26 protein-coding genes and 1 riboswitch are annotated in these 25855 nt (G+C 36.0%); of the genes, 14 read left to right on the top strand and 12 right to left on the bottom strand.

Features of this window, described 5'->3' with window-relative positions:
- Positions 1-137: 137 nt before the first annotated feature.
- The 4 genes from FHG85_RS07550 to FHG85_RS07535 all read left to right on the top strand — a co-directional run bounded on the left by FHG85_RS07550 (position 138) and on the right by FHG85_RS07535 (position 3835).
- The gene (locus FHG85_RS07550) at positions 138-767 is read left to right on the top strand and encodes a lysophospholipid acyltransferase family protein (RefSeq protein WP_173074555.1); all 630 of its coding nucleotides are present in this window, start codon (positions 138-140) and stop codon (positions 765-767) included.
- Positions 764-1861 carry a glycosyltransferase family 2 protein gene (locus FHG85_RS07545; protein WP_173074553.1) on the top strand — a complete coding sequence of 366 codons (1098 nt, stop codon included), beginning with the start codon at positions 764-766 and terminating at the stop codon, positions 1859-1861. The genes FHG85_RS07550 and FHG85_RS07545 overlap by 4 nt, the downstream gene beginning before the upstream one ends.
- Positions 1862-1895: 34 nt before the next feature.
- Positions 1896-2624, top strand: a complete 729-nt coding sequence (locus FHG85_RS07540; RefSeq protein WP_173074551.1) for a tetratricopeptide repeat protein — start codon at positions 1896-1898, stop codon at positions 2622-2624.
- Between the two features lie 170 nt (positions 2625-2794).
- The gene (locus tag FHG85_RS07535) at positions 2795-3835 is read left to right on the top strand and encodes a hypothetical protein (RefSeq protein ID WP_173074549.1); all 1041 of its coding nucleotides are present in this window, start codon (positions 2795-2797) and stop codon (positions 3833-3835) included.
- A 6-nt stretch (positions 3836-3841) separates the two neighbouring features.
- Here FHG85_RS07535 and thiD read toward each other — a convergent pair whose 3' ends face one another.
- From thiD to FHG85_RS07495, 8 genes are all read right to left on the bottom strand, one after another.
- A complete protein-coding gene (gene thiD, locus FHG85_RS07530) occupies positions 3842-4594 on the bottom strand; it encodes a bifunctional hydroxymethylpyrimidine kinase/phosphomethylpyrimidine kinase (protein ID WP_173074546.1) in 753 nt (250 codons plus the stop codon).
- A gap of 50 nt (positions 4595-4644) precedes the next feature.
- Positions 4645-5928 (bottom strand): phosphomethylpyrimidine synthase ThiC, encoded by a 1284-nt coding sequence (gene thiC, locus FHG85_RS07525; RefSeq protein ID WP_173074544.1) that lies wholly within the window; start codon positions 5926-5928, stop codon positions 4645-4647.
- A complete protein-coding gene (gene thiE, locus FHG85_RS07520) occupies positions 5900-6547 on the bottom strand; it encodes a thiamine phosphate synthase (RefSeq protein ID WP_173074542.1) in 648 nt (215 codons plus the stop codon). Before thiE ends, thiC begins: the two co-directional genes overlap by 29 nt.
- Positions 6548-6549: 2 nt before the next feature.
- Positions 6550-7326 (bottom strand): sulfide-dependent adenosine diphosphate thiazole synthase, encoded by a 777-nt coding sequence (locus tag FHG85_RS07515; protein WP_173074540.1) that lies wholly within the window; start codon positions 7324-7326, stop codon positions 6550-6552.
- Between the two features lie 62 nt (positions 7327-7388).
- Positions 7389-7481, bottom strand: a riboswitch (TPP riboswitch).
- 118 nt (positions 7482-7599) lie between these two features.
- Positions 7600-7809 carry a heavy-metal-associated domain-containing protein gene (locus FHG85_RS07510; RefSeq protein WP_173074538.1) on the bottom strand — a complete coding sequence of 70 codons (210 nt, stop codon included), beginning with the start codon at positions 7807-7809 and terminating at the stop codon, positions 7600-7602.
- Positions 7810-7904: 95 nt separating this feature from the next.
- Positions 7905-8069: a FeoB-associated Cys-rich membrane protein gene (locus FHG85_RS07505; protein WP_173074536.1), complete on the bottom strand. Its 165-nt coding sequence runs from the start codon at positions 8067-8069 to the stop codon at positions 7905-7907.
- Between the two features lies 1 nt (position 8070).
- Positions 8071-10569: a ferrous iron transport protein B gene (gene feoB / locus FHG85_RS07500; protein ID WP_173074534.1), complete on the bottom strand. Its 2499-nt coding sequence runs from the start codon at positions 10567-10569 to the stop codon at positions 8071-8073.
- Positions 10570-10731: 162 nt separating this feature from the next.
- Complete coding sequence (locus tag FHG85_RS07495; RefSeq protein WP_394366215.1) at positions 10732-11121, bottom strand: DUF3276 family protein; 390 nt, start codon at positions 11119-11121, stop codon at positions 10732-10734.
- A gap of 208 nt (positions 11122-11329) precedes the next feature.
- Here FHG85_RS07495 and nusB point away from each other — a divergent pair, with 208 nt between their 5' ends.
- The 7 genes from nusB to FHG85_RS07460 all read left to right on the top strand — a co-directional run bounded on the left by nusB (position 11330) and on the right by FHG85_RS07460 (position 15957).
- Positions 11330-12331, top strand: coding sequence for a transcription antitermination factor NusB (nusB, locus tag FHG85_RS07490; RefSeq protein WP_173074532.1), 1002 nt, complete (start codon positions 11330-11332; stop codon positions 12329-12331).
- Complete coding sequence (locus FHG85_RS07485; RefSeq protein ID WP_173074530.1) at positions 12315-12731, top strand: DUF1573 domain-containing protein; 417 nt, start codon at positions 12315-12317, stop codon at positions 12729-12731. Before nusB ends, FHG85_RS07485 begins: the two co-directional genes overlap by 17 nt.
- A 64-nt stretch (positions 12732-12795) precedes the next feature.
- On the top strand, positions 12796-13107 hold the full coding sequence (gene yajC, locus FHG85_RS07480; protein ID WP_173074528.1) for a preprotein translocase subunit YajC: 312 nt from the start codon (positions 12796-12798) through the stop codon (positions 13105-13107).
- A gap of 151 nt (positions 13108-13258) precedes the next feature.
- On the top strand, positions 13259-14167 hold the full coding sequence (locus tag FHG85_RS07475; protein ID WP_173074525.1) for a CdaR family protein: 909 nt from the start codon (positions 13259-13261) through the stop codon (positions 14165-14167).
- 2 nt (positions 14168-14169) lie between these two features.
- Positions 14170-14754: a dephospho-CoA kinase gene (coaE, locus tag FHG85_RS07470; RefSeq protein ID WP_173074523.1), complete on the top strand. Its 585-nt coding sequence runs from the start codon at positions 14170-14172 to the stop codon at positions 14752-14754.
- Between the two features lie 7 nt (positions 14755-14761).
- Entirely contained in the window at positions 14762-15478 is a 717-nt protein-coding gene (locus tag FHG85_RS07465; protein ID WP_173074521.1) for a TerB family tellurite resistance protein, read from the top strand.
- Between the two features lie 38 nt (positions 15479-15516).
- Complete coding sequence (locus tag FHG85_RS07460; RefSeq protein WP_173074518.1) at positions 15517-15957, top strand: DUF5606 family protein; 441 nt, start codon at positions 15517-15519, stop codon at positions 15955-15957.
- 55 nt (positions 15958-16012) lie between these two features.
- On the opposite strand, the gene FHG85_RS07455 is transcribed toward FHG85_RS07460, so the two are convergent.
- Both FHG85_RS07455 and FHG85_RS07450 read right to left on the bottom strand, forming a co-directional pair.
- Positions 16013-17980, bottom strand: coding sequence for a TonB-dependent receptor plug domain-containing protein (locus FHG85_RS07455; RefSeq protein WP_173074516.1), 1968 nt, complete (start codon positions 17978-17980; stop codon positions 16013-16015).
- Between the two features lie 51 nt (positions 17981-18031).
- Positions 18032-18688, bottom strand: coding sequence for an HAD family hydrolase (locus FHG85_RS07450; protein ID WP_173074514.1), 657 nt, complete (start codon positions 18686-18688; stop codon positions 18032-18034).
- A gap of 199 nt (positions 18689-18887) precedes the next feature.
- On the opposite strand from FHG85_RS07450, the gene FHG85_RS07445 reads away from it, so the two are divergent.
- The 3 genes from FHG85_RS07445 to pncA all read left to right on the top strand — a co-directional run bounded on the left by FHG85_RS07445 (position 18888) and on the right by pncA (position 21228).
- Positions 18888-19337: a DUF1573 domain-containing protein gene (locus FHG85_RS07445; protein WP_173074512.1), complete on the top strand. Its 450-nt coding sequence runs from the start codon at positions 18888-18890 to the stop codon at positions 19335-19337.
- A gap of 69 nt (positions 19338-19406) precedes the next feature.
- Positions 19407-20627 carry a nicotinate phosphoribosyltransferase gene (locus FHG85_RS07440; protein WP_220429187.1) on the top strand — a complete coding sequence of 407 codons (1221 nt, stop codon included), beginning with the start codon at positions 19407-19409 and terminating at the stop codon, positions 20625-20627.
- Positions 20628-20685: 58 nt separating this feature from the next.
- The gene (gene pncA, locus FHG85_RS07435) at positions 20686-21228 is read left to right on the top strand and encodes a bifunctional nicotinamidase/pyrazinamidase (RefSeq protein WP_173074510.1); all 543 of its coding nucleotides are present in this window, start codon (positions 20686-20688) and stop codon (positions 21226-21228) included.
- Positions 21229-21292: 64 nt separating this feature from the next.
- Here the strand turns inward: pncA and FHG85_RS07430 are convergent, their stop codons facing one another.
- The gene (locus FHG85_RS07430) at positions 21293-23953 is read right to left on the bottom strand and encodes a C10 family peptidase (RefSeq protein ID WP_173074508.1); all 2661 of its coding nucleotides are present in this window, start codon (positions 23951-23953) and stop codon (positions 21293-21295) included.
- A 14-nt stretch (positions 23954-23967) separates the two neighbouring features.
- Positions 23968-25707, bottom strand: coding sequence for a dipeptidase (locus tag FHG85_RS07425; RefSeq protein ID WP_173074506.1), 1740 nt, complete (start codon positions 25705-25707; stop codon positions 23968-23970).
- Positions 25708-25855: the final 148 nt, after the last annotated feature.

The following is a 25855-nucleotide window of genomic DNA, read 5'->3' as shown; positions in this document are numbered from 1 at the left end:
TTTTTCAACTAGTTGTTGTGACTATGAAATTGCCTTTCAAACTTATATAGCATCTTCGTTTATTTTTATGCTTTTTAAAATTTGTCAGTTTGTTTTTATTGTTCCATTGGTTAACTTTAGGTAAATATTTCATGCTAATGGAAGTAATTAAACCTCCAAAAATCGATTTGTTTTATTTTCTCTTTAAGGTATACGCCAATCTTTTGTTAAATCTACATTTTAGGGAAATTCGCATTGAGGGCGACTTTACTCCCGATAACCGCTCAGTACTCTTAATCCCAAACCATTTTAGCTGGTGGGACGGTTTTTTTGCCTGGAAGCTCAACACCATGCTTCTTCGCAAAGAGTTTTATCTGATGATGCTCGAAAGTGAACTTAAGAAGCATCGGTTTTTAAAAAAACTCGGTGCGTATGCAATTGTTCCAACTTCAAAAGGTATGCTTGAAAGTTTAAGGTTTGCTTCGGAGGTTCTAACGCAGCCAAACAATGTTTTGGTGTATTACCCACAGGGGAGGCTTCACAGTCAACATCACATGGGACTTGAGTTTCAAAAGGGTATTGAACGAATTGCACAGCAGTCAGATAATTTTAGGCTTTTAATGTGTGCGAACCTTATCGACTACTATAATTACAAAAAGCCTTCGCTAACCATTTACCTACAAGAATATGATAGGTTAACCGACTTTAGTTTGACTCAATTTCAGCTGACATACAATCTTTTTCTTAAACAGAGTATATATAAACAGGATAAACTTTATAAACAATGATTTCGTTTTACGTAGTTTTGCCTTTTGTGCTTTTTGCGTGCGTACGTTTTTTTGTTGTTCTATTCAACTATCTCTCTCAGCCCTATTTGCAATCTTTTCCTGTTAAAACACAAACTTTTATTTCTGTTTTAATCCCTGCTCTTAATAAGGAGAATAATATACTATATTTACTTTCCAACTTGCAAGTTCAATCCTATTCGCACTTTGAGGTTATCATTTACGGCTTTTTAACCGACTCTGCTAAGCAAACTGTTAAAAATTTTGTACAGAGCGATAAGCGGTTTCAAATAGTATATTGCGAAGAAACTTCAGATGAAAGGTTGAATAAAAATAAGGCTTACCAAGAATTGGCAAACCGAGCAAAAGGAGAATACTTTCTTTTTATTGATCCTAGTGCAAGGATAACAAAGAATGTAATTGAGAATTCCATTTCATACATTCAGTATAAGAAACTTGATCTACTTTTATTTTTCCCCTATCAGATTTTAGGATCATTGGCAGAGGCTATATCGGTTCCTTTTATGCAGTGGGTTTTGCTATCGTTGAATCCATTAAAATTTATGTCTTTGAGAAAGCTCATATTGCTATTTGAAACAAATAGTCAAATGATATTGCTTAGTGCCGATTTCTTCCGTGATCATTTTCAAGAAATGCTTCAAAATAAATCTTGGAAGAAAATTAAAACGAATCAAAAAAAAATAAAACGGTTAAAGTTTAAAGCAGAAGTTTTACTTGGCTTGCCTAGTGATATACGTTGCAGGATGTACCCTAATCCTGCTGATGCAATAAATGGTGTGTCTGAAAATATTTTCCAGTTATTCAGTCAAAACCATTACTTTATGATAGGACTTGCTGCTTTTACAACTATTGGCCCTATACTTGTTCTTACATTTTTACCATTCCCTCTGATTTTTGTTTATTTCTTTTCGGTTTTAATGGCAAGGATACTTGTTGCTGATCTTTCAAAACATAGTATTATTAAAACTGTTTTACTATTTCCATTTCAACAGATAGCCTTTTTGTTAATGGTTATCAAATGGGAAAGAAACCAGAAAAAGGTGAAACTCATTTGGAAGGGTAGAAAAATAATATAGTTCTTGCAGTATGTTGAAAGGCTTAGTTTTGTTTATGTCCCTTATTGTTTCGTTGGTTAGTGTTAGCGAAACCACTGTTGACTATAACTATGATGAGTACGATAAGCGTTTATACCAAGCTTTTGTTACTGGCAAAATGGATGACTGGGAAAAGGTGATAGGCGAACTCGAGGTTTTGGTTTCCATATCACCTTCACCAACAACTCGATTTAAACTTTTGCATGCTCAATATGGTTATATTGGTTACTTATTAGGAAATAAGCAGATAGATAAAGCTGAAAAGCTAATAGAAAAAGCTGAAGATAATGCCAATATATTAGTAAAATCATCAAATTATAAATCGTCTTCTAAAGCCATTCAGGCTGCATTGCTGGCATACCGAATTTCAATAAGCCCTTATAAGGTTCCTTTTCTTGGGCCTAAAAGTGCCTCACTTATAAATGAAGCATTATCCATTGACCCATCCAATATCTATGCAATTATTGAAAAAGGGAATGCTATGCATTATGCACCTTCAATAGTAGGAGGAAATCCTATTGAAGCCATTGCTTATTATCGTAAAGCTATTGAGCAAATAGAATTGGAAAAACCGCTCAAAAAGACCTGGTGGTATATAAATACTTACACTCAAATGGGGCTGGCTGCCAAGAAAGCAGGTGATAAGAGGCTCGCAAAAAACATCTATTTAAAAATTTTGGCCATAGAACCAAACTACAAGTGGGTGAGGGATGAACTTCTACCTAGCTTATCTGAAAAAGATTGATATTACACAGTTTCTAGTTGTGTTGCTAGGATGATATTTTTTTATCATTCTATACATGCTTGAATTTTCCATAATAGAGGCAATGTGATTAAATACTCTGCCCAGAAACACCTTGTCTTTCTTTGTTAAAAGTAACGATATTCATACCTTCGCGGCTAAATTTTTAAAAAATGCGAACAGGTTTACTGATATTACTTTCAAGCTTACTTACCATAAATTCATTTTCTCAGGATTCATTGAGTAAAAAGAATCCAACCGATGTGCTAAAGCATAAAATTTGGGCTAATATTTTTGCGTCATATTACACCACTCTTAGTGGTAGTAATACACCAAGTAGCGCATTTGAGATGCCTACGGCGCTTTTGGGTTATTCGGCTTCTTTGAACGATAGGTTTAAAGCCACACTCATTTACGACGTAACCCGAACCACAAACGCTATCAGAGTAACCGATAGTTTAGGGGCAGAGTTAAATGTTTCTTACAACGAGGGTAGCCGTTATACAGCTTTTTTAAAAATGGCAGAAATAAAGTATTCACCAGCATCTTTTATCGATTTTCATATTGGACAGCTATTAAACACACAGTATTTAACCACACAGGACAAGTTTTGGGGATACCGATATATCTATTTCACCTTCCAAGAGGTGCACAGGTATGGTAATCCTGCCGATTTCGGTGCTCAAGTCGATCTGAAATACAACTCAAAACTACTAGCTCAACTTTCTGTAACGAATGGAGATGGCCCATTTAAACATCAGGATAGCGATGCCAATTTTCTTTACTCACTAAACCTAGAGTATTACCCAGTTAAAGGTGCAATTGTTAAGTTTTATTCCGATTTTTCACCTGCACCAAAGAGCCTTATAGGAGGTCACGATAAAAGCGTTACATCGCTTTTTGCTGGTTACAAAAGTGAGCGTTATCGTTTTGCAGTTGAATATAATGCAGTTAAAAATTACGGATTTACTAAGAATTCTGATTTTTGGGGTATTTCCTCATTTCTAAGCTATTCTGTTACTCCTATGGCCGATATAATAGGCCGGTACGATTATATTAATCGCTCTTTACCACTAAACATTGAAAGATCTCACTTTATTCTATTGGGCCTTCATTATAAACTATTATCAAACCTTAGTGGCTCTGTTAATTACAGGTACCTGACTGAACCTCAGAAAGGTATGCTTTATTTTAGTTTTGGCGCTAAATTTTAAATTATTCTACTCAAACATTGATATGTTCATGCTATCAAAATACTTGGTAGTGTAGTTTACTGCATGCCTTAGAGCTTCCTGATTATTGTATCCAAGTGCTAAAGCGCATGTTAGTGCTGTTGAAAGAGTACATCCGCTACCATGGTTGTACCTATAATTTCGACGTTCGTGAGTAACAGATGTTTTTAGGTTGTTGCCAATTAGGAAATCTTCTAAAATAGTTCCATCAAAATGGCCACCTTTAACCAAAACATTGCATTTATACTGGCTTGAAATTACTTGTGCTGCTTTTAACGCATCATCAATGCTGTTAATAGCCATTTCTGAAAGTTGTTCGAGCTCATTTCTGTTAGGAGTGATAATATTTGCCAAGGGTAATAACTCTTCTTTTAAGGTATTATATCCTTTCCTAGCCAAAAGGTTTTCTCCACCGCTCGATTTAATGATGGGGTCAACTATTGTAATCGCATCGGGATGTTGAGAAATAGTTCCTGCAACAGCTTTAATAGTTTCTGGATCGTAAAGCATTCCGATTTTAATTGCAGCTATTGGAAAATTTCTGAAAATACTTTCTAACTGCATTTTAACTATTTCAGGATAAATGGGTTCAATCTTTTCTACATTGTAAAACGACTGAGTAGTTATGGCTGTAATAACAGGATGTGCCATTATGCCAAAATCATGAGCAACAATACAATCGTGCGTAATGCCAGCACCATTGCTTGTATCGTGAGCAGCTATACAGCAAATGTGAACCATTTTTTGAAACATTAATCAGCCTGGAGTTACTCCAGGCTGATGAGATAAAATTAGTTACTTGAGTTTTTGTAAGTTTTCATTGCGCATAATTCTCCGCACATTGTGCAGTAATCGTCCTTCTCGCTTTCCGAATCATTTTTTCTTTTGCGTGCATTTTCTGGGTCAATCATATACTTGAACATTTCGTTCCAGTTTAGCTCATACCGAGCTCGCGATAAATTTAGATCGTTTAATGTAGCGAGTGGGAGACCATTAGCAATGTCGGCAGAATGTGCAGCAATTCGGCTAGCAATAACACCTTGTTTAACGTCATCGATATTAGGTAAGCAGAGATGTTCTGCGGGGGTAACATAACAAAGGAAATTAGCACCATGGGTGGCAGCAATTGCACCGCCAATTGCACCTGCAATATGGTCGTAACCCGCTGCAGCATCGGTAGTAAGTGGGCCTAAAACGTAAAGGGGAGCACCATAACAAATACGTTTCATTAGTTTCATGTTAGCTTCGATTTGGTTGAGAGGCATGTGACCTGGGCCTTCAACCATAACTTGAACTCCTTTTTCTTGGGCACGCCTAACTAAATCGCCTTGAATAAGCAGTTCTTCAATTTGACTGTGGTCGTTTGCATCGGCGCCACTACCAGGGCGCAATCCATCTCCTAAACTTATAGTTACATCGTACCTTTGGCATATTTCTAGTACTCTGTCGTATTGCTCGTATAGAGGATTCTCTTTACCTGTTTGTTTAATATAACGATAAATTAATGAACCTCCTCGGCTTACAATGCCTGTAACTCTTTTATGTGTCTTGAGATAGCGAATACTTTCGCGAGTCACAGCGCAGTGTAGGGTCATGAAATCAACGCCCAATTTTGCCTGCTCCTCAATTTCATGGAATAGTTCCTCGGGGTCAAAAATAAATTCATCGCTTAAGCCTAATTCTCCTTTTCTTGCTACAACGGTATAGATTGGAACCGTGCCAACCATTACTGGTGAGTTCTTTAGAACTTCTGAGAGAATTAGAAATAAATCGCCTCCCGTTGAAAGGTCCATTATTGAATCGGCGCCATATTTGGCAGCAATTTTTAACTTTTCTAACTCTTCGTTTATGGAGCAATGCTTTCCAGATGTTCCAATATTAGCATTAATTTTTGTTGGAAGACCATCACCTATTGCTCTGGCTTTTATGTTGTGATTTTTGTTTTTAGGAATAACACACCGCCCTGCTGCAATTTGAGCGCATATCCAATTGGGTGAAACGCCATCGTGTAAGGCAGCTTGCTCCATTTCTGGGGTGACTATTCCCTTAGCTGCATATTGAAGTTGAGTATTCATAGTTTTCAATCCTTTCAATTATCATTTTAGCACATTCTGTAAAAAATTCTGTTTGCATTAGGTGACGTACCATGGCAATGCTAGTTGCTCCAGCACTAAGAACTTCCTCAATATTTTCAGGAAAGATTCCTCCAATTGCAACAACTGGTACGCTACTAAACTCTACTACCTGTTTTAGCTGTTCAGTTCCAACAGGTGGGTCGGGTTTTGCTTTAGCATTAGTTGGATAAATTGGACCAAAGCCGATGTAATCGGGATTTTTCGTTAGGGCTTCTTTGGCTTGTGCAATGGAATGGGTCGATAATCCAATCTTCATATTCCCTACAATCTTGCGAGCCTCTTCAATTGGTATATCATCTTGTCCAAGGTGTAGGTAATCGGCATCGCAAAGTGCTGCAATATCAGGTCGGTCGTTTATTACAAGTTTTGTATTGGTTCCCTTGGTGATTTGTCTGAGTTCACGAGCTACTTTCAGAAGATGCCTATCGTCAAGATGCTTTTCTCTTAGCTGTAGCATTTTAATACCCAACTTAACACATTGCTCAGCTATTGTAGTATATGAAAGGGTTGGGCGTGTAATAATTACATATAGCCCAAACCCTTCTTCTTTTCTTATCATAGCTAAACTGTTTGATTAACTGCGTTAAGTATGGTATTTGCAACTTTTTGACCAGAAAGAAGCATACCTCCAAATATTGGCCCCATGCGGAAACTTCCACTAACACCATTTGCAGCCATGCCCGAGACAAACAAACCCGGATAAATCTCTTTGGTGTTTTCAATGGTAGTTTTCTCGGCCTCGTAAACACTCATACTACGTTCCCCAATTACGCTTCCAGTTGGTGTGTTAAGTTTAATGCCATTCTTGCGCTCTAGGATTCTTGCCACTTCACAATCGTGACCGGTTGCGTCAAGAACAACTTTTGCAGTTACAATGATAGGATCAACGTGCATCCTTTCGCGGTGAACTGGAGCCCAGTTTATAACTACACCGTTTACTTTTTCGTCTTGTATGACAACATCCTCAACGGAAATGCAGTTCATTAGCGTAGCGCCTGCTTTGCTTGCATGGTAGATTAGCGAAGATGTTGCCTGAAGGGAGTCAATTACATATAATCCTTCAGCGTAAGGTTTGTGGTTTATCCCTAACTCATTAACAATTGGCAATGCCTCGTGTTGGACTATAATATCGTTAAACATCATGGCACCGCCCCACATTCCACCTCCTGGAGCTAATTTGCGTTCGAAAAGAACGACGTTTACACCATTCTTAGCCAGGTAGTAGGATGCTAAAAGTCCTGAAGGACCGCCACCTACGATGGCAACATCTACATTTAGGATTTTTTTGAATTTTTCGAAGTAGGAATCAACAATTCCTTTGGAAACCAGATACTCCATAGTTTATTAGTTTTAGTTTGACTTAATAAACTAGGAGATGCAACAGGGTAAAAGCTTGGAGAATTGACACCTCAAAACTTCCCTCCGCAGGTATTATCCTGTTCAGGTTTAAAGGGTATGATCTCAGCCTTTGCCAGGCACCCCTAGTTTTGCATTGCAAATGTATAAAAAATCGGAAACCGTTGTTTGGTTTCCGTATAAAAGTTTTTAACAAGGATATGGAATTTTGCTCTTATACCTATTTATTAATTATAGCATTGAAAACATCATGTGCTATAATTTCTCGGCTGGATATCCTATATCTTTTAGTTTAGAAAAAACATCTTCTAGTGCATTATCGGATTCATACGTAAGCGTTACTGTTTGATTGGTTAAATCAATTTTAACATCATTAATCCCATTCATCCCAGTAAGGCTATTTTGTATGGAGTTAACACATCCCATACATTTCATGTTTTTCACCTTAAGATTTACTGTTTTCATTTGCTAGATTATTTAAGTGTTTTTATGCATTGCATTTAATTTAAGTCAGCAAGGGCTTAACTTTATTTAAGCTACTAATTGCTAATCAAATTATGTTAAATTTTCTTGTTTGCAAAACTCTTTATTTCACATGAACCCGTTGAGCATCCGGCACACTTACCAGAGTTTATCTTCTTAGGATTAAAAATTTGATAAACATTGTATGCCGTATAAGCTATTGCACCAGCTATTATCAGGTAAACTAAAATCTCTTGCACCATATCAACCTACTATTAAGTTTCCAATTTGATAAACCAGAAAAGCTAGCAACCAAGCTAATCCAGTTGTAAAGAATATTGTAAAGATTGCCCATTTCCACGAGCCCGATTCGTTTTTTATTGCAGAAATAACTGCGACACAAGGGAAGTAGACAAGAATAAATATTAAAAATGCTAGTGCTGTAACCTTAGTGAAAACAAACTCCCCATGAAGTGCACCTCCCTGATGAGTCTCAGCTCTCAACTTTTCCGCTAGGTTATTGGTATCCGTTTCGGTATCCGATTGGTATAGTACACCTAAAGTGCTAACAACAATTTCTTTTGCTGCCACACCAGAAAGTAAGCTAACTCCCATTTTCCAATCGAAGCCCAATGGACGAATAGCTGGCTCAATAAACTTTCCAATTCTGCCCAAATAGGATTTTTCTTGACGTTCGGCTTCCTTTTCTAATTCTATTTGATGAATTCTAGCCATAAGGCTATCGGTGGCTTCTTTGGAGGTGTTTTGATTTTCAATTTCTTGAGTCAATGATTTTAACGATTTGTCGTAATCTTTTGAGTACTCAATTTCACTAGGAAAATATCCTAAGGCCCAAATGAATATAACGGCTACCAAAATTACTCCACCCATCTTTTTAAGGTACTGTGAACCTTTATGCCACATATGAAAAATCGTAGAGCGAAGTGTAGGCATTCTGTAGGGTGGCAGTTCCATTACAAATGGAATGTCTTCAGCCTTAAATATTGTTTTCTTGAAAAGAAGAGCGGTTCCAATTGCAATTAAAATTCCTGTGAAATATATTACAAAAAGAAGATTACCGGCATGTTCGGGGAAAAATGCACCTAAAATTAGGATGTAAACTGGTAGTCGTGCACTACAACTCATAAAGGGGGTAATGAGCATAGTAACTAAACGATTGTTCTTATTTTCAATTGTTCTCGACGCCATTATTGCGGGTACATTACATCCAAATCCCATAACAAGAGGTATGAATGATTTTCCATGCAATCCTATCTTGTGCATTAGCTTATCCATGATAAATGCTGCACGCGCCATGTAACCTGTATCTTCTAATAATGAGATGAATAGAAAAAGGATGAGGATGTTAGGTAAGAAAACTATAACACTTCCAACGCCGCTAATTATTCCATTTACCAAAAGGTCTTTTAGTGGACCCTCGGTCATATAAGAGTTTATTGTTTTACTTATCCAGTCTACACCCAATTCTATCCAGTTCATTGGGTATTGGCCAACTGTGAATGTAGTGAAAAAGGTTAGCCATATAAGGAAAATGAAAATTGGGAATCCAAAAAACTTGTGTGTAAGAAACTTGTCAATACGTTCGGTTACATGCCTTTTTTTATGGCTACTCTCCTTATATGTCTCTTTAAGAGCACCTGCAATAAAGCCATATTTGGCATCTGTGATAAGAGTTTCGGAATCCTCTTTAAATAAGGTTTCAAGCCTGTTTATTTCATATTCAGCTTGATCCCGAATTTCTATATAGTTTGTCTCATCCCGTAAGAGCTTATCGGCAAGTTTGTCCTTTTCTATTAGCTTTATTGCTAGATATCGACTTGAGTATTTAACCGTTAACGCCTTGTTTTTTTTAATTTTCGATTGTATGGCTTGGATTGAGCGTTCTATCTCCTCGCCATAGTTTACATGAATATGACGTGTAATTTTATCCTTCTCTGCATAAACATTTATTATGGTGTCCAGTAGCTTATCTAAACCTTTTCCTTTACTTCCTACGGTAGGTATAAAAGGAATACCCAAAAGTTTACCCATCATCAGGTAATCAAACTTGTCGCCTTTTTCTAAAAGCTCATCATACATGTTTAGGGCACATATTACCCTGATATCCATGTCGATAAGTTGTGTTGTTAGGTATAGGTTACGTTCAAGATTCGATGAGTCAACTACGTTAATAACTATATCAGGAGTTTGCTCATGAATGAAACGGCGCACAAATACTTCTTCAGGTGTGTATGCGGTTAGGGAATAGGTTCCAGGAAGATCGGTAATATTAAAGGTATATCCTTTGTGTTTAAACTTTGCTTTTTTGGAATCAACTGTAACCCCACTATAATTTCCTACATGCTCTTTTGCGCCCGCTAAATGGTTAAAGATGCTTGTTTTGCCCGCGTTGGGATTTCCAACAAGAGCAATATTTATTGTTTTGCTAACTTCTTTAAGTCTTGTCTTAATTAGTTCAGGTTCTGTAGTTTTAGTGAGGGTACTACTTCCATTACTGGTTAAGATTTCTTTTGCTTCGTTAGGGGTAATAACCTCAATCAACGATGCTTCATTGCGACGCAACGAAACCTCGTAACCCATAATTGAATATTCTATTGGATCTTTGAGTGGCGCATTTTTAACCACGGTAACCTTTTTACCTTTTACGAATCCCATTTCGGTGATTCGTTTCCGAAAAGCACCTCGCCCCTTAACTTTGGCTATTACGCCATATTCTCCGTTATGAAGTTCCGAAAGTAGCATCTATTCAATTTATACCATAATAAAACCTACAAAACATAAAATTGTTTGCCTGGTTGAAAATTTTTGCAAAAATAAGCCAATTAAATTATTTAGAATGGTTTTAATTAAAAAAAAGGCTATACTTTTTTAAAAGTATAGCCTTTACTCAAAGTTCGTAATAAATTATTTACCTAAGTCCTCAAAATCAACCGACGAAAAGTTGGTTTCAGCTTCAGATAGTTCAAATTCAGATGTTGATTCAGGTTTTCGCTCTGGTCGGGGTATGATTTCTTGGTTAGATTTTATGAAGTTATATACTTCATTTAAGCTGTCCATAAAGTTGTTAAAATCTTCCTTATAAAGGAAAATCTTGTGCTTTTCGTAAAACATCTTCCCATCTTTACCCATACGTTTTTTGCTTTCTGTGATGGTAAGGTAATACTCATCGCCACGAGTTGCTTTCACATCAAAGAAATAAGTTCTTTTTCCTGCCTTAACTACCTGGGAAAAAACTTCTTCTCTCTCTCTAGGTTTCTTTTCTTGCTCATTCATGCTTTCAAACTCTTCAATCATTGCTATTGGTATTTGGTTAGGTTTAACACAATTTTCATATGCCCCAAAAATAAAAAATTCTTTTATTGCTAATACTTTTTCTTAAAAAAAAATACTATAAACATCAAATTACTTTTATTTTGAAATATTAACCATTCATATAGCCACCTTCGCTTTAAAGTAATTATCTTTGCAATGTTGTTAAACTTATAATAAACGTTCTTGAATAATGATTAATCGCCGATTAATTCGTATTAAGGCTCTTCAAGTCCTTTTTGCATACTACCGAAATGGTGGAGACTCATTAATTAATCTTGAAAAGGAGCTATTTCATAGTATCGACAAATCATATCATCTTTACATTCTTCTTCTTTTACTTCCTGAAACATTGGTAGAGCTAGCTCAAAATAAAATCGATTTGGCCAAGCAAAAATTACGTCCAACTCCTGAGGAATTGAATCCTAATCTTCGCTTTGTGCAGAATAGAGCAGCTGCTGCACTCGCAAACGACGATAAACTTCATGAAAGGGCTCAAGAAAATAGGCTTAACTGGCTTAATCAATCAGAAATAACAAAATCTCTTTTTAATCAGTTTATCGCTTCCGATTTCTATGCTAGCTATATGAATGCTGATGAATGTTCCTTTGCCGATGATAAGGCGGTATTTGTCCAATTTTTTAACAAGATTCTTAATGTAAACGACGATTTCGATTCATTTCTCGAAGAACAAAGCATTTACTGGAACGATGACCTTGAGTTTGTCTCAAGCATGGCAGTTAAGACAATTAAAAAGATTGATGAGAGCAGCTCAAGTGTTAATGTTATGGATCCTTTCCGTAGCGATGATGATATCGATTTTGCAAAACGATTACTTAGGAAAACAGTATTAAATCACAAAGAGAATCTTGAACTTATTGACCAGTTTACACAGAATTGGGAGTTGGACCGTATCGCAGCAATGGATATTCTCATTATGGAATTAGCTTTAACAGAAATTATGGAATTCCCTACAATCCCTGTTAAGGTTAGTATGAATGAGTATATTGATATTGCCAAATTTTACAGTACTGAACAAAGTAATGTTTTTATCAATGGTGTTCTCGATAAAATAATTGCTCATTTAAGAGAGAAAGATGCTATTGTAAAGCAGGGTAGGGGCTTGATTGGCGAAAACAACGAATCTATTTCATCTGAATCATTAAATGTTTTTGACGATGAAGAAGATAACTAGTATCGTTTTTGGTATTATTTCTATTGCCTTTGTTTCTTGTGGCAATAAACAGCAAGTATCAGCTGAGCAAATGGCTGATTCAACTCACTTTGCTGAATTGACATATATTGAAGATTTTTACGATGCTGGCACAGTGCATAGTGGTGAGATTGTGAAGCATTCATTTGAATTTAAGAACACTGGCAATATCCCACTGGTTATTAAGGATATAATTCCTTCTTGTGGGTGCACCAAGGTTGATGTAACCCAAAAAACGTTAAAACCAGGTGAAAAAGCAAAGCTTATTGTTGAGTTTAACAGCAAAGGTTGGTTTGGTTCTCAGTATAAGTCGGTCACTTTAAGAACAAATGGGGTAATTAGAGAAAAATCGGCCACCCTAAAAGTTAATGTGGTACAATAGTTTTAAAACTTTAGTTACATTTGTTTGTTGAATAGTATATTAATCAATTAAATAAAATAGAGTTATGATTACCAGTTTTATTACATTACAAGCACAGCAAGGTGCTAATCCAATGATGACCTTTTTAATGTTTGGTCTTATCATTGTTGTTTTTTACTTCTTTATGATTCGTCCTCAAATGAAACGTCAAAAGGAACTTCGTAAGTTCCAAGAGTCACTTAAAAAAGGCGATAAAGTGATAATTGCCGGTGGCGTATATGGCAAGGTTACCGAGGTGAAAGAAGAGTATGTTAAGGTAGAAATATCCGATAACGTTGAGGTAAAAGTGGCAAAAAGCACTGTTATTCGGGATGTAAGCGATATACAAACTCGATAAATGTCTAAAACTAAAGGGATTCAAATTAAACGCTAACACTTTGAATCCTTTTTTTCATTCAACCAATCAATATTTACCCTTGCGCTTTTATAGATTAAATAAAAGAGTTTTTTTTAATCAAGGAAAGATTCGTTTTAAAAAGCGAATCTCAATGTTTCTTTTCTTTTTAATTTTCTCAACTATACTTTGGCTATTAATTAAGCTGAGTCATCAGTATGTTGATAACATTACTTACAGGGTAGAATTAGTAAATCTACCTTCTAATAAAGTTTTGGTGAACTCCGAAAACCTAAAAATTAATGCAAAAGTTAGCGCTGTTGGTTATAAACTGTTACAGTATAAACTATTTAAACCATTAAGACCAATTCAGCTATCAGCAGCTTCATCAAAGCGGCAAGGCAAAGATTTTTTTATACTTACATCGTCACAATTTAACGAGGTGTCATTGCAACTAGGCTCTGAGTTGAAACTTGTTGATATCTCTCCAGATACCCTTGAATTCTCACTTAGTAGCGTAGTGAAACGAACTGTTGAGATAAAGCCACAACTTAAAATCACTTATGCCAAGCAGTATATGCAATCGGGCAGCTTTAAATTAAAACCAAACAGAATTACAATTACTGGTCCAGCTTCGGTTATTGATACGATTAAGAGCGTTACTACCTATCCTCTTGTACTTGATGAAATATCGGACACCATTAAACAAGAGTTGGTCCTAAAACCAATACCTGATGTGTATTATTCACAAAACAAGGTGAGTATAACATTACCTGTTGAAAAGTTTACTGAAGTTATTTATCAGATTCCCATTAAGTGCATAAATCTTCCTTCGGGTTATGAGGTGCAATTCTCACCTAACAGCGTTAAAGTTTCGTGTAATGTTGCTGTAAGCAAATACTTTCTTGTTAAACCAGAACTATTCAACGTTGCATGTGATTATAATGAAATTGAAAAAAGCCAATCGCCAAAGGCTGTGCTTAAGCTAGTTAGCTATCCTAACTTTGTATCACGAATTCAGGTAGAGCCACGTCAAGTTGATTATATCATTATCAAAAAATAAGCATGTCTATTAAGATTGGAATAACAGGAGGAATTGGCAGCGGTAAAACCTTTATTTGTAAAATTATTGAACATCTAGGATATCCTGTTTTTTATTCCGATGATGTTGCTCGGAGTATAACAGAAACCGATGATAGCGTTATTGATTCAATTAAAAAGTATTTTGGTGAAAAAATTTATTTCGGTAGAAAACTCAATAGAAAGCTTTTAGCTAGTATTGTTTTTAACGACAAGTCTAAGCTTAAAATGCTGAATAGCATTATCCATCCTGCAGTAGCATCATATTTTGAAGAATGGTGTAAACTTAATAGTCACCACAAATTAGTATTTAAAGAGGCTGCAATCCTTTTTGAGTCTGGGGCTTATAAGCAGCTGGATAAGAATATTCTTGTAACTGCTCCTTTGGGTATAAGGATTAAAAGAGTAATGGAGCGTGATGGAGTCGGAGAGCAAGCTGTAAAAGAGCGGGTGAAAAATCAAATGCCAGAGGATGAGAAAATTAAACTTGCTGACTTTGTCATCATAAATGATTCTGAACATTTGATAGTACCACAAGTTATTAACATAATTGAAAGTGTTTTAAAATAGTTCTGTTATGGGTAAATATGGAAAATGGATTACAGGTGGACTAGGCTGGGCTCTGTTTGGACCTATTGGGGCAATATTAGGTTTTGCAATAGGCTCAATTTTCGATAATGCCGAAAAAAGCAAAATTTATACAGGCGAAACTAGTCGAAATGGTTTTATTGTCAGCCTTCTTGTTTTGGTTTCTGCTATAATGAAAGCCGATGGCAAGGTGCTGAAATCCGAATTGGAGTATGTTAAACAGTTTTTTGTAAAAAACTTTGGCCAATCAGCTGCTAGTGAAGCCATTTTATTGCTACGCGATATTTTAAAACAAAAAGTACCCCTAGCTGATGTTTGCAAACAGATTAAAGAAAACGTAGATTATCACTCTCGCTTGCAACTTTTACATTTACTTTTTGGAATAGCTCAGGCAGATGGGGTTGTGAGCACGCCGGAGCTAAAGTTAATTACCGAGATTTCCCATAATATTGGAATCACTGATTCCGACTTCCAGTCTATAAAAGCTATGTTTGTGCCAGAAACCGATAAGTTCTACAAAATTCTTGAGGTTTCTCCTACTGCTACTAACGAGGAAATTAAAAAAGCATATCGAAATATGGCGCTAAAATTTCATCCCGATAAGGTGCAACACCTAGGTGAGGATTTCCGGAAGGTTGCCGAAGAAAAATTTAAATTGGTGAATGAGGCTTACGAAATGATTAAAAAGGAGCGTGGGTTTAATTAAATCTTTTTTATTAATTTCGCATTATAAAAATTTATGATATGGAGGTAAAACTAAAAGAACTACTTGCAATTTCAGGATATTCTGGTTTGTTTAAGTTTATTTCTCAAGCCCGTCAAGGTGTAATTGTTGAATCATTGGTTGATGGCAAAAGAATGCATGTACCTGCAACAGCAAAGGTGAGCGCATTGGCTGATATTGCAGTCTTCACAGAAGCAGAAGAAATGCCATTAAAAGATGTTTTGAAAAGAATTGAAGCACTTGAAAACGGTGGGCCTGCCATTAATCCAAAGTCGGATAGCAAGGATATACGCGCATACTTTGAAAAGGCTTTGCCTGAATTTGATAAGGAGAGGGTTTATACAAGTGATATTAAGAAAATATTAACCTGGTATAATTTGCTTCAAGAAAAAGGTTTGCTTGAAATCCTTAATCAGGTAGATGAAGAAGAAAATCAGGAGCAAACAGACGATAAGGAATAGGAGTTTAATAAGTTATATACTAGTAAGTATAAAGCGACTTTAATAGGTCGCTTTTTTAGTAATTGTATGAAATTCTTAAGCCAATACTTCTATCTAACCCAGGTAGAGGGGCATGATTTCCTTTATAAGGCTGATAAAATTTGAAATCGGCTCCTAGTAGGTTTGACATAATTAGCTGGGTGCTAAATTCTCTTAAAGGGAAATTATTGATCTGGGCGTTAATACCAACCATTACTAGAGGCTTATGCTTAACCAAGATATCTGCATTTGAGTAATAGTCGTAAGAAAAGCTACTCCCATAGTATGAACTGGTAATGCTAAATGTTATTTCTTTAAAGGCTTTATAGCTTAAAATTCCATTAAATCTATAAGGTGTTAACGATAGATATTCTTTTTCATTAGTAGGGACAAAAAATATGGAGTCAAGAGCTGCATTCTTCCTTCTATAATATGCAAAGGTTATATTTCCATTAAATCTATTAGAATTATACTTGAGTCCAAATTCAATCCCAGCGGTTCCTATCTTCCCCTGATTACTATAAAAACCAATTCCTAATTCTGGTTCATTGTACGTAATAATGTCGTTGAATGTAATATCGTAAACGTTTACAGTAAACATTGAATTTTTTGCAAATGCATAACCCATTTCTATCTCATAGATTATTCCCATTTCAGGTCTGAGTTTTGAGTTGCCCGGATTTCTGTTCGGTAGTATCCCACCAGGTGTTCTGTATGATTTATTCCACATCAATTTAAAATGATACTTTTTAAATGCCTTCGTAATTGCAATTCTTGGTACAAATGCGCTGCCAAATTCCGATGAATAGTCGTATCGTGCACCAAGACTAAGATTTAAGTAATTGGTATTCCAAAATAATTGAACGTAGTTTCCAATGTTGTGGTATTCAAGATAGTTTGAACCATTCTTAAATTCTTCTTCAAAATATGGATTAACGAATGAGGGTTGTTTAAGAATGTCATAATAGTATTCAGAGCCAATCGATAGCATGAGATTTTCAGAGTTAAACGAAATGTTTAAACTAGGTGTTAAACGTCTAAACGTTTTATTGTTTGTGTAGTTCCTATCTGGCACATTTAGTCGCCAAGGCTTTTGCCACTTGTACGCAATTTGGGGGGTTATTTTAAGTTTGTTTTTACTAATAGAGTTGCTAATGCTTACAAAATTACTTTTAAAACTTTCGGATAATGGAGGTCCTAGGTATAAGCTATCCCAAAGGTCTACTTGTTCAAAGCTGTAGTCGTCGATGTAGGTTTGGAATTTAAAGTTTTTATATTGTAGCTGTAACAAAAGATTTTTACTATATATGTTGCTAGCATTATCCAATGTTCTGGAATTTCTATAGTAATCGTAATAAGTTTTATCGCTTCTAGAACCAGAACCTACACTTGTAGATATGTTTAATTTTAGGTTCTTGTTTATAACTGTTTGTCCAATACTTATCTGGTTATGGTTAAGTTGCTTACCGGTATGTGATGCAGTATAAGTTACTTTCCCATTCTGAATTAAAGAGTTTCTTGTAAGTATATTGATAACCCCTAAACTTGCAAAACCACCATAAATTGAAGAACCAGGTCCTCTTATAATCTCAATTCTTTCAATATTGTCAAGTGAAAAGTGGTTGCCAAATGGTACACAACCAAACATTCCATCGTTAATTTCAAACCCATCAACCATAAAAAGAAACTTCCCTTCATGAGCCCATAAGCCTCTAATTCCCATGCCTACAACTCCTTCAACATCAACTCCAAAATCAAATCCAGGAACGTATAGTTGAAATAGTTCTATTATATCCCTTGCTCCACTTCTTTGAATATCTTCGGCAGTTATTACAGTCACAATTCCAGGTGTCTCACGTAAATTTACTTTAGATTTTGTTGAAATAGATACCTCAACATTAATTAAATCCTCAAGAGATAGGCTATATAAGTCTAATTTTTCATCTTGAGCAGTACCAACAAAGTGAAATAGTAAAAAAACAAGAATAAGGTATAAATACTTCATGTTCTATAGTCCTAGAATTTCAAAGCAATATAAGTTCTTTGTTGATTAATGTCAAGAAGTTTTCTTAAAACTGTTGAAGTCTTTAATGATTTCAAGTTTCTTGTCGTGTTCGTTGATTTTGTGAGTTGTTGCAACAGCAACTACGTGCATACCAGCATTTAAGGCTGCTTGTATTCCAGAGAAAGAATCTTCAAAAACAACGCACTTATGGGGTTCGATTCCCAGCATGGATGATGCCATAAGAAATATATCGGGATTTGGTTTGCCTTTTGTTACCATGTCCCCGTTTACCATCACATCAATATATTGTTTGATTCCAGTATGCTTAACAACAAAGTCAATATTACTTTGAGGAGCAGAACTTGCTACAGCTATTTTTTTATCTTCTTCCTTTAGCCTAGTCAGAAATGGTTTAAGTCCAGGTAATGGCTTTATTGATGGTTCATATATTTTACGGTAAATGGCTTCTTTCTCCTCACCAAGATTTTTTATCTCTGATTTGCTCATTTCTTTTTGAAAAAGTCCTTGTAGAATATCCGCATTGGTCTTACCAAAATATCGTGCTGCAAAATCTTCTTTACTGTATTTAAGCCCATACTTTTCACAGAATTTTCCCCATGCTTCTATATGGAACAAGTAATTGTCTACAATTACTCCGTCCATGTCAAATATAAATCCTTCAAATTTTAAGATATTGGTTATATTCATGATGACTATATTAAAACTTGTAATTTTACTAAATCAGTTCCATTTATTAATCAAATGTGAAAGTTCTATTAGCAAGATAATTTGTAAAGATACAATTTAACGTTACAAATATTATGATATTTCGAATACCAGATTGAATTCGATTTGGAATTATTAATTTTGGCATGGTGTTAGTATTGGTAACTAAAATTGTTAAACTATGAAACGTATTCTTATATTTTTACTTACTGTTGTTTTAGGATTTCATTATGGTAACGCACAGAACATTGGTATTGCTGAGGTTAAAAATGGGTTTGGTAGCTCCATCCCTGTGGTTAATGATACAATCAATCTGGGTGAGATTTACTTAGATGATTTAGCCGAAGAACATGGCAAAATAGATATTAAATTGACAAATGCCGATTCAAAACCGCTTCTATTAAGAAGTGTAAAAGGTTGTTGCGGAACAAATATCAAAGCATGGCCAAAAGCTCCAGTTTTACCTAATAAACAAACTGAAATTAGAGTTGAGTTCAGGATTGAACCAAAGCCACAGCGCATTAGTAGAACTGTTACAATTGAATCAAATGCAAAAGGTAAACCAGTTGTTAAATACCATATAGTTGGTTTAGTGATGAATCGAAAAGCCTCAAATGAAATTGAATTATAAGTTTACACGATAAAAATAAGCGAGGGGGTATTGACAAAAGCCCCCTTTTTTTCTTAAATTTCTGTTGTTATGCGCAAACGATTAAATACTACAACATTTGATCTACCTGTTCAGGAACTTCGGAGGGGGTATAGGAGCGACGTCTATTTTTGGCGGGAAAAGGTGGTGTTAGAAAAACACAATCTCCATCCTGATGTAATCATGCAGGTTTTTCAAAAAAAAGATGCGGTTCTTTGTGGAATCGACGAAGCTATTGCTGTATTAAAAGTGGCTTGCGGTCGATATTCAAACTACACTAATGCTTACAAGCTTTTTGATAGGTTGATTGAGCTAAAGAAATCGGCAAGAAAGTATTTTTTGACCGACAAAAAAAAGTATTTAGAGGTTGAGAAGGAAAGGATCCTAGTAGCTCAAGAACTTGATAATCTTTGGATTGATGGCTTTTCTGAAATTGAAATAGATGCTCTATGGGATGGTGATATCATTGAACCTTATGAAACAATAATGCACATTAAAGGCGATGCATCTCTATTCGCTCACCTTGAAACTATCTATTTGGGAATCTTAGCTCGAAGAACAAAAATTGCCACAAATGTTAGGAGAGTAGTTGAGGCTGCTAATGGTAAAACCGTTCTTTATTTCCCAGCTCGTTTCGACCATTGGGCCGTTCAAGGAGGTGACGGTTATGCCGCACATATAGGTGGTGCAGCTGGTGTTTCAACCGATGCCCAGGCTGAATGGTGGGGGGCAGGAGCATCAGGAACAATCCCTCATGCCCTAATTGCTTCGGTTGGTGGTAACACGGTCCAGGCTGTTAAATTGTTTAGTGAAACTTACCCTGACGCACCCCTAATTGCATTAGTCGATTTTGATAATGATTGCGTAAATACTGCACTTAAATGTGCTCACGAGATGGGAGATAAGCTCTGGGGCGTTAGGCTTGATACGTCTGAAAACCTTGTCGATAAAAGCGTATTTAATCACATGGGAACATACAAACCAACGGGTGTTAACCCTAAATTGGTAGAATTGGTTAGAAATGCTCTTGATTGTGAAGGGTTTTCAAATGTTAAAATAGTGGTTTCTGGTGGTTTTAATCCCGATCGAATAAAACAGTTTGAGTCATTAGCTGTTCCCGTTGATGCTTATGGGGTTGGGAGTTACTTAATGCAAGGAAATTACGATTTCACAGCTGATATTGTATGGGTTAATGGAAAACCTATATCAAAGGTAGGACGTAAGCTCAGACCAAATCCGCGCTTAGAAAGATATAATTCTAATGACAATTGAGACGAAGTATTTAACTAATTTAACTTGCTATATTTGATAATATTAAGGTTTTGTGACGATGAAAGCACTTATTGTAGTTGATGTTCAAAATGATTTTTGCCCTGGGGGCGCGCTTGCAGTTCCAGAGGGTGATAAGATTATTGATCCAATTAATAAATTGATAAAGCAATTTGAAGCTGATGAACTGCCTATTGTCTTCACAAGGGATTGGCATCCTAAAAATCATATATCATTTAAATCAAATGGTGGAATTTGGCCAGAACACTGTGTGGCAGGAACTGTAGGAGCTGAGTTTCATAAGGATATTTATTTTCCTTCAGTTGCCATACTAGTCTCAAAAGCAACTGAATACGATAAAGAGGCTTATTCTGGTTTTCAAGGAACTGGCTTGGCATCATGGCTTCGACAGATTGATGTAGATGAAGTGATTGTAGGTGGACTTGCAACCGATTACTGCGTAAAGAATACTGTTCTTGATGCACTTAAACTTGGTTTTAAGGTAAGCATTGTTTCAGAAGCAATTAGGGCAGTTAATTTGAATAAGAATGACGGGGAGTTAGCAATTAATGAGATGAAACAAAAGGGCGTAAAGTTTATTTAGGTTATTACAAATTTCATTGCAAAAAGAAAGGGGCCTTAGCCCCTTTCTTTATTGAATACCCGATTTAACGTGATATCGTCAATTTTTTTGTTGCAATTTTACCTTTTTCGTCTTGAATTCTAATTAGGTAAACGCCAGGATTTAGGTTTGAAACATCTATTCTTCCATCATTTGTAATTGCACCTGAAGACCACACTAAAGCACCAGTAATATTGTAGATATCAATTTTACCTTTAGTAAAACCATTAATGTTTACAATAACAGATGAGTTAGTTGGATTTGGGTAAACTGAATATTTTGAATTAGAGTATTCAGTATCAATTCCAGTTGGCCAATTAATAAAAAGAACATTCTCTTTGACAATAACATGAATATCGTCTCCCTTTTTAATGGTCAGAGCTACAGTTTTATATCCTTTGGTAGTATATTTTACTGTAAAAGGCCCTTGACCTACCTTGGTAGACGGTTCTGCACCTTCTCCAAAATTCCATTCCCAGTAATCGGGATTTCCATAAGAATTATCAGTGAATACAATAGAACTATCATTTGTAAAACCAGATGTTTTATTAATAGTGAAGTCAGCAGAAACAACTGTCCCTCCTTTATGCCACATTCCTCCATAAGTAGAACTTGAGTTAAAACTACCTGCCCAAACAGCCCCTTCTGGTGATGCTCCTATATTTCCAAATTGGAAATTTTTATAAAATGGAGCAAAATCTATAAAAGTGTTTCCCCCGTCTATACTATAAGATACACCCATTTTATTAGGTTCCTGGTAATTAATCCCAGTAGAAATAAGGGTGTCAGTACCAGGTATCCAACAAAAATCAGCAGTATATACCGCGCCTGTTGGGTTTACTTCTGTCCAATTTTCCCCACCATCTGTCGTTTTATAAAATTTGTCTAGCTCGTTTTCTTTAGCATAGATGAAGCCTTCAAATCCATTTTTAAATGCAAGTTCAAATGAAGTTGATGTGAATGGAGTTTGGAATGCTTGCCAATTATATCCTTTGTCAACAGATCTATATATTCTTCCTTTGTTTGTAGAAAACCAAACCGTATCATTTATAGTGGTATAATAACCTATCACACCATATTCACCCTCTAATGGTGTAGGGATATTACTCTTATCAACTCTCGTCCAGTTTGCACCTTCATCGGTTGTCGTATATATTTCAAAATAAGTATCAGTTGGGTCTCCCATTGCAAACCCATTATTTTTGTCCCAAAAATGAACAACATTTGGGAATCCTCCCTTACTTGCATCAAACTGGTTTGATGTTGTTACTTGAGTCCAAGATTTTCCACCATCCTCAGTTTTTGCAATCATTCCACCTCCATTAGAACTATAAAGTGGTACCCATGCAATACTATCACTAATAGCACAAATCATTGCAGCTGCCATGCCCGTTGCACCATCTGGATTGATAAGTCCTGGTATCCATGTGGCACCTGCGTCGGTTGTTTTAGTAAATTCACGAACTTGGCTACCTGTTCCAGAGCCATCATACGCAACAGCCCAAGCTACTCTATTGCTTACAGCTGAAATAAATTGTATTCCTCTAGATGATGTAGGAAATCCAGATGCTTGACGAACCCAGAGATGTTTATATTCAAGAGCGTTAGGCTGTATACCAATAATCATTTCATTACTCTCACTAAAGTCATATCCTGAGCCTGTAGGTTTCATGGCTGAGGCAGCGTAATAACCATTTGCATAACCACCCCAACCCCAGTTTATGTGCAATTCATTATTGTCATTGTACCCATCGCATACCCAGGCATGCCCACCACTAGCATCACTACTACCAGCATAGTATATAGGGCGTCCAGCATCAATTTCCGCTTTAACCATGTTTATCCATTCAGTTTCACTATTTGGATCGAATTCATATATCTGAATTGTTGTTGGGTCATAGTTAAAATAGTTAGTCAATGCGTAAAGTACATCAGGGCTAAACGCACCAGAACCATCTGTAGCATAGTTCATATTTACGGATACTCCTGCATGATAACAAAGTGTTGCAACAGCGTCAATTTCTGTTTGTGAACTTTGAAATGTTAGTTCAACTGGCATATTATTCCAATCGTATGTAGTAGACTCAAAATTTGCATATTGTGTTCCATAAGTAGGATGAACATATTTATGCCAATTTTTCCCATTTGTGGGCCATTGGTGATAACGCATTATTTGTGACATTGCAGTTGCAACACAACCAGTAGGCGTACCAGTTGGGCAAAATTTATTATAATATGGTTCTTGGTTCCATATTGTTGTTAGCAGCGGGCCTCCAGCTTTTACTCCCTTGCTAATTCTTCCTTCAAGAATATCCTGCCATTCTTGTTTTGTTGCTTTACCTCCAATTTTATTTTTGGCAGCATAATTAATTTGTTTGGCATACCATTCAAGTCGACCTAAAACAACTGGATTGTCAATCTTTTTTGGCATTGGATTTTCTAATGACCATCCAATAATGGGCTTGGCCTCGTCATCTGCTGAAACTATTATAAACCCCTTTTTTCCATAGGTGAAAATGTGTAATGCATCGTTATTAGCATGCTTATAGGTACTAAGCAACTGAATGTCAAAAGTATCAATAGCTGCACCTTTTTTAGCAGAAAGGTAATTGATTGCAACCTTTCTTGCTAGCTTTACATCAACTGGATTTGCTATGATTAGCAATCCAGAAAACATTACCAGAAAAAATGCGTAAAACTTTTTCATAGTTAGTATAAATTTTAGTTATTATTAGGTTCTTTAAATTTATTTCCAGTTTCATTAATTATGGTTCTTAACCATTCTTCCCGATAGCCAGGCTGCGAAGGACTTGCTGGAAATCCCCAAGGATTTCTTTCAAACTTACCATTCTTCTCTTTTTTCACATTACCATCAATATACTTAACAAGTAGGTAATTGCTTAAATCGTTCCATTTTTGGACTGTGGCATTTGCGGTATTAACTGAATAGTCTGTTAAAAACTCTATTGCCAGATTTGGGTTTGTATCATAAAGCTTCATTGCTGCAACATCAACTGCAGGAGTGTATGCTATGAATTTTGTTTCAAGTTCTCTTTGAACCTTTTTAATGTCTTCTATTATTAGGTCGTACCTTAGATAAGCAAAGTGAGCAACCCGATTAAAGATCCAAAACGCAGAGGTAGGGGAATAGGTCAACATATCACCATTCCCCTCGGCATAACTTTCTGGAATACGATTAATTCCACAGTATATGGGAACATATACTGTTGATGCAGCATCGTCAACCCCAAACCAAAAGATTCCTCCAATGGGGTTTGGCAACCAACTTCGCATTTGAGCAATGAACGAAAACCCTGTTTGTTGTGTGGCGGTAACGCGTTCATGAAAATAGGTGGTTCCATCGATATCCCATGTTAATGGACGCCAACGGTATGGTAACCCGTGGGGGCCAGCCCCCACATCTTTACTCATATCCAGCTCTGTTTCTTCTAGATGGTCACGCTTAAAATTCATTAAGTCATGTACAGAAAGTTTTCGGTTTGGTTTAATGTAAAGTGGCATTCTATTTTTTAAATTTTCTCCTTTAGCATAGTCCCAATATTTTTTCATACCATCGGCAGCGTGATTAAAAAATGCCCACACTCTTGCATCGCAAAACCTTGCCCCTTCAAAAGTTATTGGATTATAAACATCGCTAAAACTAAACTCATTATCTGTTCCTTGATAGTAGCCATTTTTACGAGCATATTCAATAACATCATGAGAATAAACTACTTCAACCTCGGGGTTGAAGATTAGATTTAAGTTTTTGCTACTTATCGAATTTCTGAGGTTTTCTAAAGGAAATGTTTGAATCCTTGCCTGATTTGCATGTGCCGATATGTAGCCATCGGGTATTCGAACAGCAACCCAAACAGCACCTTTATCAACATTTATTTTCTTTTTAAGTCTTTTATCGTATTTAAGGTTTGTCTTTTTTGCAATCATTTCTAAAATCCACACCTCGTTGGGGTCACCTATAGAAAAGGATTCTCCACTACTTGCATAACCATATTGCTCAACAAGCTCTACCATCACTTTAATGGCTTCACGTGCAGTTTTTGCCCTTTGTAAGGCAAGGAACATCAAACTTCCATAATCAACAATAGCGGTAGAGTCCCTTAACTCTTTTATTCCACCAAAAGTAGTTTCACCAATTGCAACCTGAAATTCATTCATGAACCCGATTACCTGATAGGTTTCAGTGGGTTGAGGTATTTGACCTAATGGTTTGTTTGTTCCTCTATCGTAAAGAGTAATCATGCTACCTGCAGGCCACTTACCCCTTGGTCGAAAGTAGAGTTCCCCGTATCTTATGTGAGAATCCGCCGCATAGCTTACCATTGTGGAACCATCAATGCTTGCACTTTTGGTTACCAAGTAGTTTGTGCATGCATATGTTGCTATGCTATATATTACAGTTTGAAATGTTAGCCAAAACTTAAGAATCCTTATATTCATAATACAACTATTAAACTTTCAAAAATAATTTTTTTTTCAAATATAAGGTTGATTTCAAACAAACAACAAAAAATTACGTTTAAACTACATGGATATGTCGATGAAAAACAAAATTTAAAGGAATTGAATTTTGGCATGTAATTTGATT

The sequence above is a fragment of the Tenuifilum thalassicum genome (assembly GCF_013265555.1).
GTDB lineage: Bacteria > Bacteroidota > Bacteroidia > Bacteroidales > Tenuifilaceae > Tenuifilum > Tenuifilum thalassicum.
This window is presented reverse-complemented; position numbering and strand designations above follow the sequence as displayed.

Bases quoted from the DNA above. Each gene is read 5' to 3' on its own strand.
- thiE (WP_173074542.1), bottom strand. From the start codon at position 6,547: ATGATAAGAAAAGAAGAAGGGTTTGGGCTATATGTAATTATTACACGC.
- FHG85_RS07445 (WP_173074512.1), top strand. From the start codon at position 18,888: ATGAAACGTATTCTTATATTTTTACTTACTGTTGTTTTAGGATTTCAT.
- FHG85_RS07425 (WP_173074506.1), bottom strand. From the start codon at position 25,707: ATGAATATAAGGATTCTTAAGTTTTGGCTAACATTTCAAACTGTAATA.
- thiC (WP_173074544.1), bottom strand. From the start codon at position 5,928: ATGAATACTCAACTTCAATATGCAGCTAAGGGAATAGTCACCCCAGAA.
- FHG85_RS07475 (WP_173074525.1), top strand. From the start codon at position 13,259: ATGTTTCTTTTCTTTTTAATTTTCTCAACTATACTTTGGCTATTAATT.
- FHG85_RS07535 (WP_173074549.1), top strand. From the start codon at position 2,795: ATGCGAACAGGTTTACTGATATTACTTTCAAGCTTACTTACCATAAAT.
- FHG85_RS07465 (WP_173074521.1), top strand. From the start codon at position 14,762: ATGGGTAAATATGGAAAATGGATTACAGGTGGACTAGGCTGGGCTCTG.
- feoB (WP_173074534.1), bottom strand. From the start codon at position 10,569: ATGCTACTTTCGGAACTTCATAACGGAGAATATGGCGTAATAGCCAAA.
- FHG85_RS07440 (WP_220429187.1), top strand. From the start codon at position 19,407: ATGCGCAAACGATTAAATACTACAACATTTGATCTACCTGTTCAGGAA.
- coaE (WP_173074523.1), top strand. From the start codon at position 14,170: ATGTCTATTAAGATTGGAATAACAGGAGGAATTGGCAGCGGTAAAACC.
- pncA (WP_173074510.1), top strand. From the start codon at position 20,686: ATGAAAGCACTTATTGTAGTTGATGTTCAAAATGATTTTTGCCCTGGG.
- FHG85_RS07545 (WP_173074553.1), top strand. From the start codon at position 764: ATGATTTCGTTTTACGTAGTTTTGCCTTTTGTGCTTTTTGCGTGCGTA.
- yajC (WP_173074528.1), top strand. From the start codon at position 12,796: ATGATTACCAGTTTTATTACATTACAAGCACAGCAAGGTGCTAATCCA.
- nusB (WP_173074532.1), top strand. From the start codon at position 11,330: ATGATTAATCGCCGATTAATTCGTATTAAGGCTCTTCAAGTCCTTTTT.
- FHG85_RS07495 (WP_394366215.1), bottom strand. From the start codon at position 11,121: ATGATTGAAGAGTTTGAAAGCATGAATGAGCAAGAAAAGAAACCTAGA.
- FHG85_RS07460 (WP_173074518.1), top strand. From the start codon at position 15,517: ATGGAGGTAAAACTAAAAGAACTACTTGCAATTTCAGGATATTCTGGT.
- FHG85_RS07550 (WP_173074555.1), top strand. From the start codon at position 138: ATGGAAGTAATTAAACCTCCAAAAATCGATTTGTTTTATTTTCTCTTT.
- FHG85_RS07455 (WP_173074516.1), bottom strand. From the start codon at position 17,980: ATGAAGTATTTATACCTTATTCTTGTTTTTTTACTATTTCACTTTGTT.
- FHG85_RS07510 (WP_173074538.1), bottom strand. From the start codon at position 7,809: ATGAAAACAGTAAATCTTAAGGTGAAAAACATGAAATGTATGGGATGT.
- FHG85_RS07485 (WP_173074530.1), top strand. From the start codon at position 12,315: ATGAAGAAGATAACTAGTATCGTTTTTGGTATTATTTCTATTGCCTTT.
- FHG85_RS07430 (WP_173074508.1), bottom strand. From the start codon at position 23,953: ATGAAAAAGTTTTACGCATTTTTTCTGGTAATGTTTTCTGGATTGCTA.
- thiD (WP_173074546.1), bottom strand. From the start codon at position 4,594: ATGGTTCACATTTGCTGTATAGCTGCTCACGATACAAGCAATGGTGCT.
- FHG85_RS07540 (WP_173074551.1), top strand. From the start codon at position 1,896: ATGTCCCTTATTGTTTCGTTGGTTAGTGTTAGCGAAACCACTGTTGAC.
- FHG85_RS07505 (WP_173074536.1), bottom strand. From the start codon at position 8,069: ATGGTGCAAGAGATTTTAGTTTACCTGATAATAGCTGGTGCAATAGCT.
- FHG85_RS07515 (WP_173074540.1), bottom strand. From the start codon at position 7,326: ATGGAGTATCTGGTTTCCAAAGGAATTGTTGATTCCTACTTCGAAAAA.
- FHG85_RS07450 (WP_173074514.1), bottom strand. From the start codon at position 18,688: ATGAATATAACCAATATCTTAAAATTTGAAGGATTTATATTTGACATG.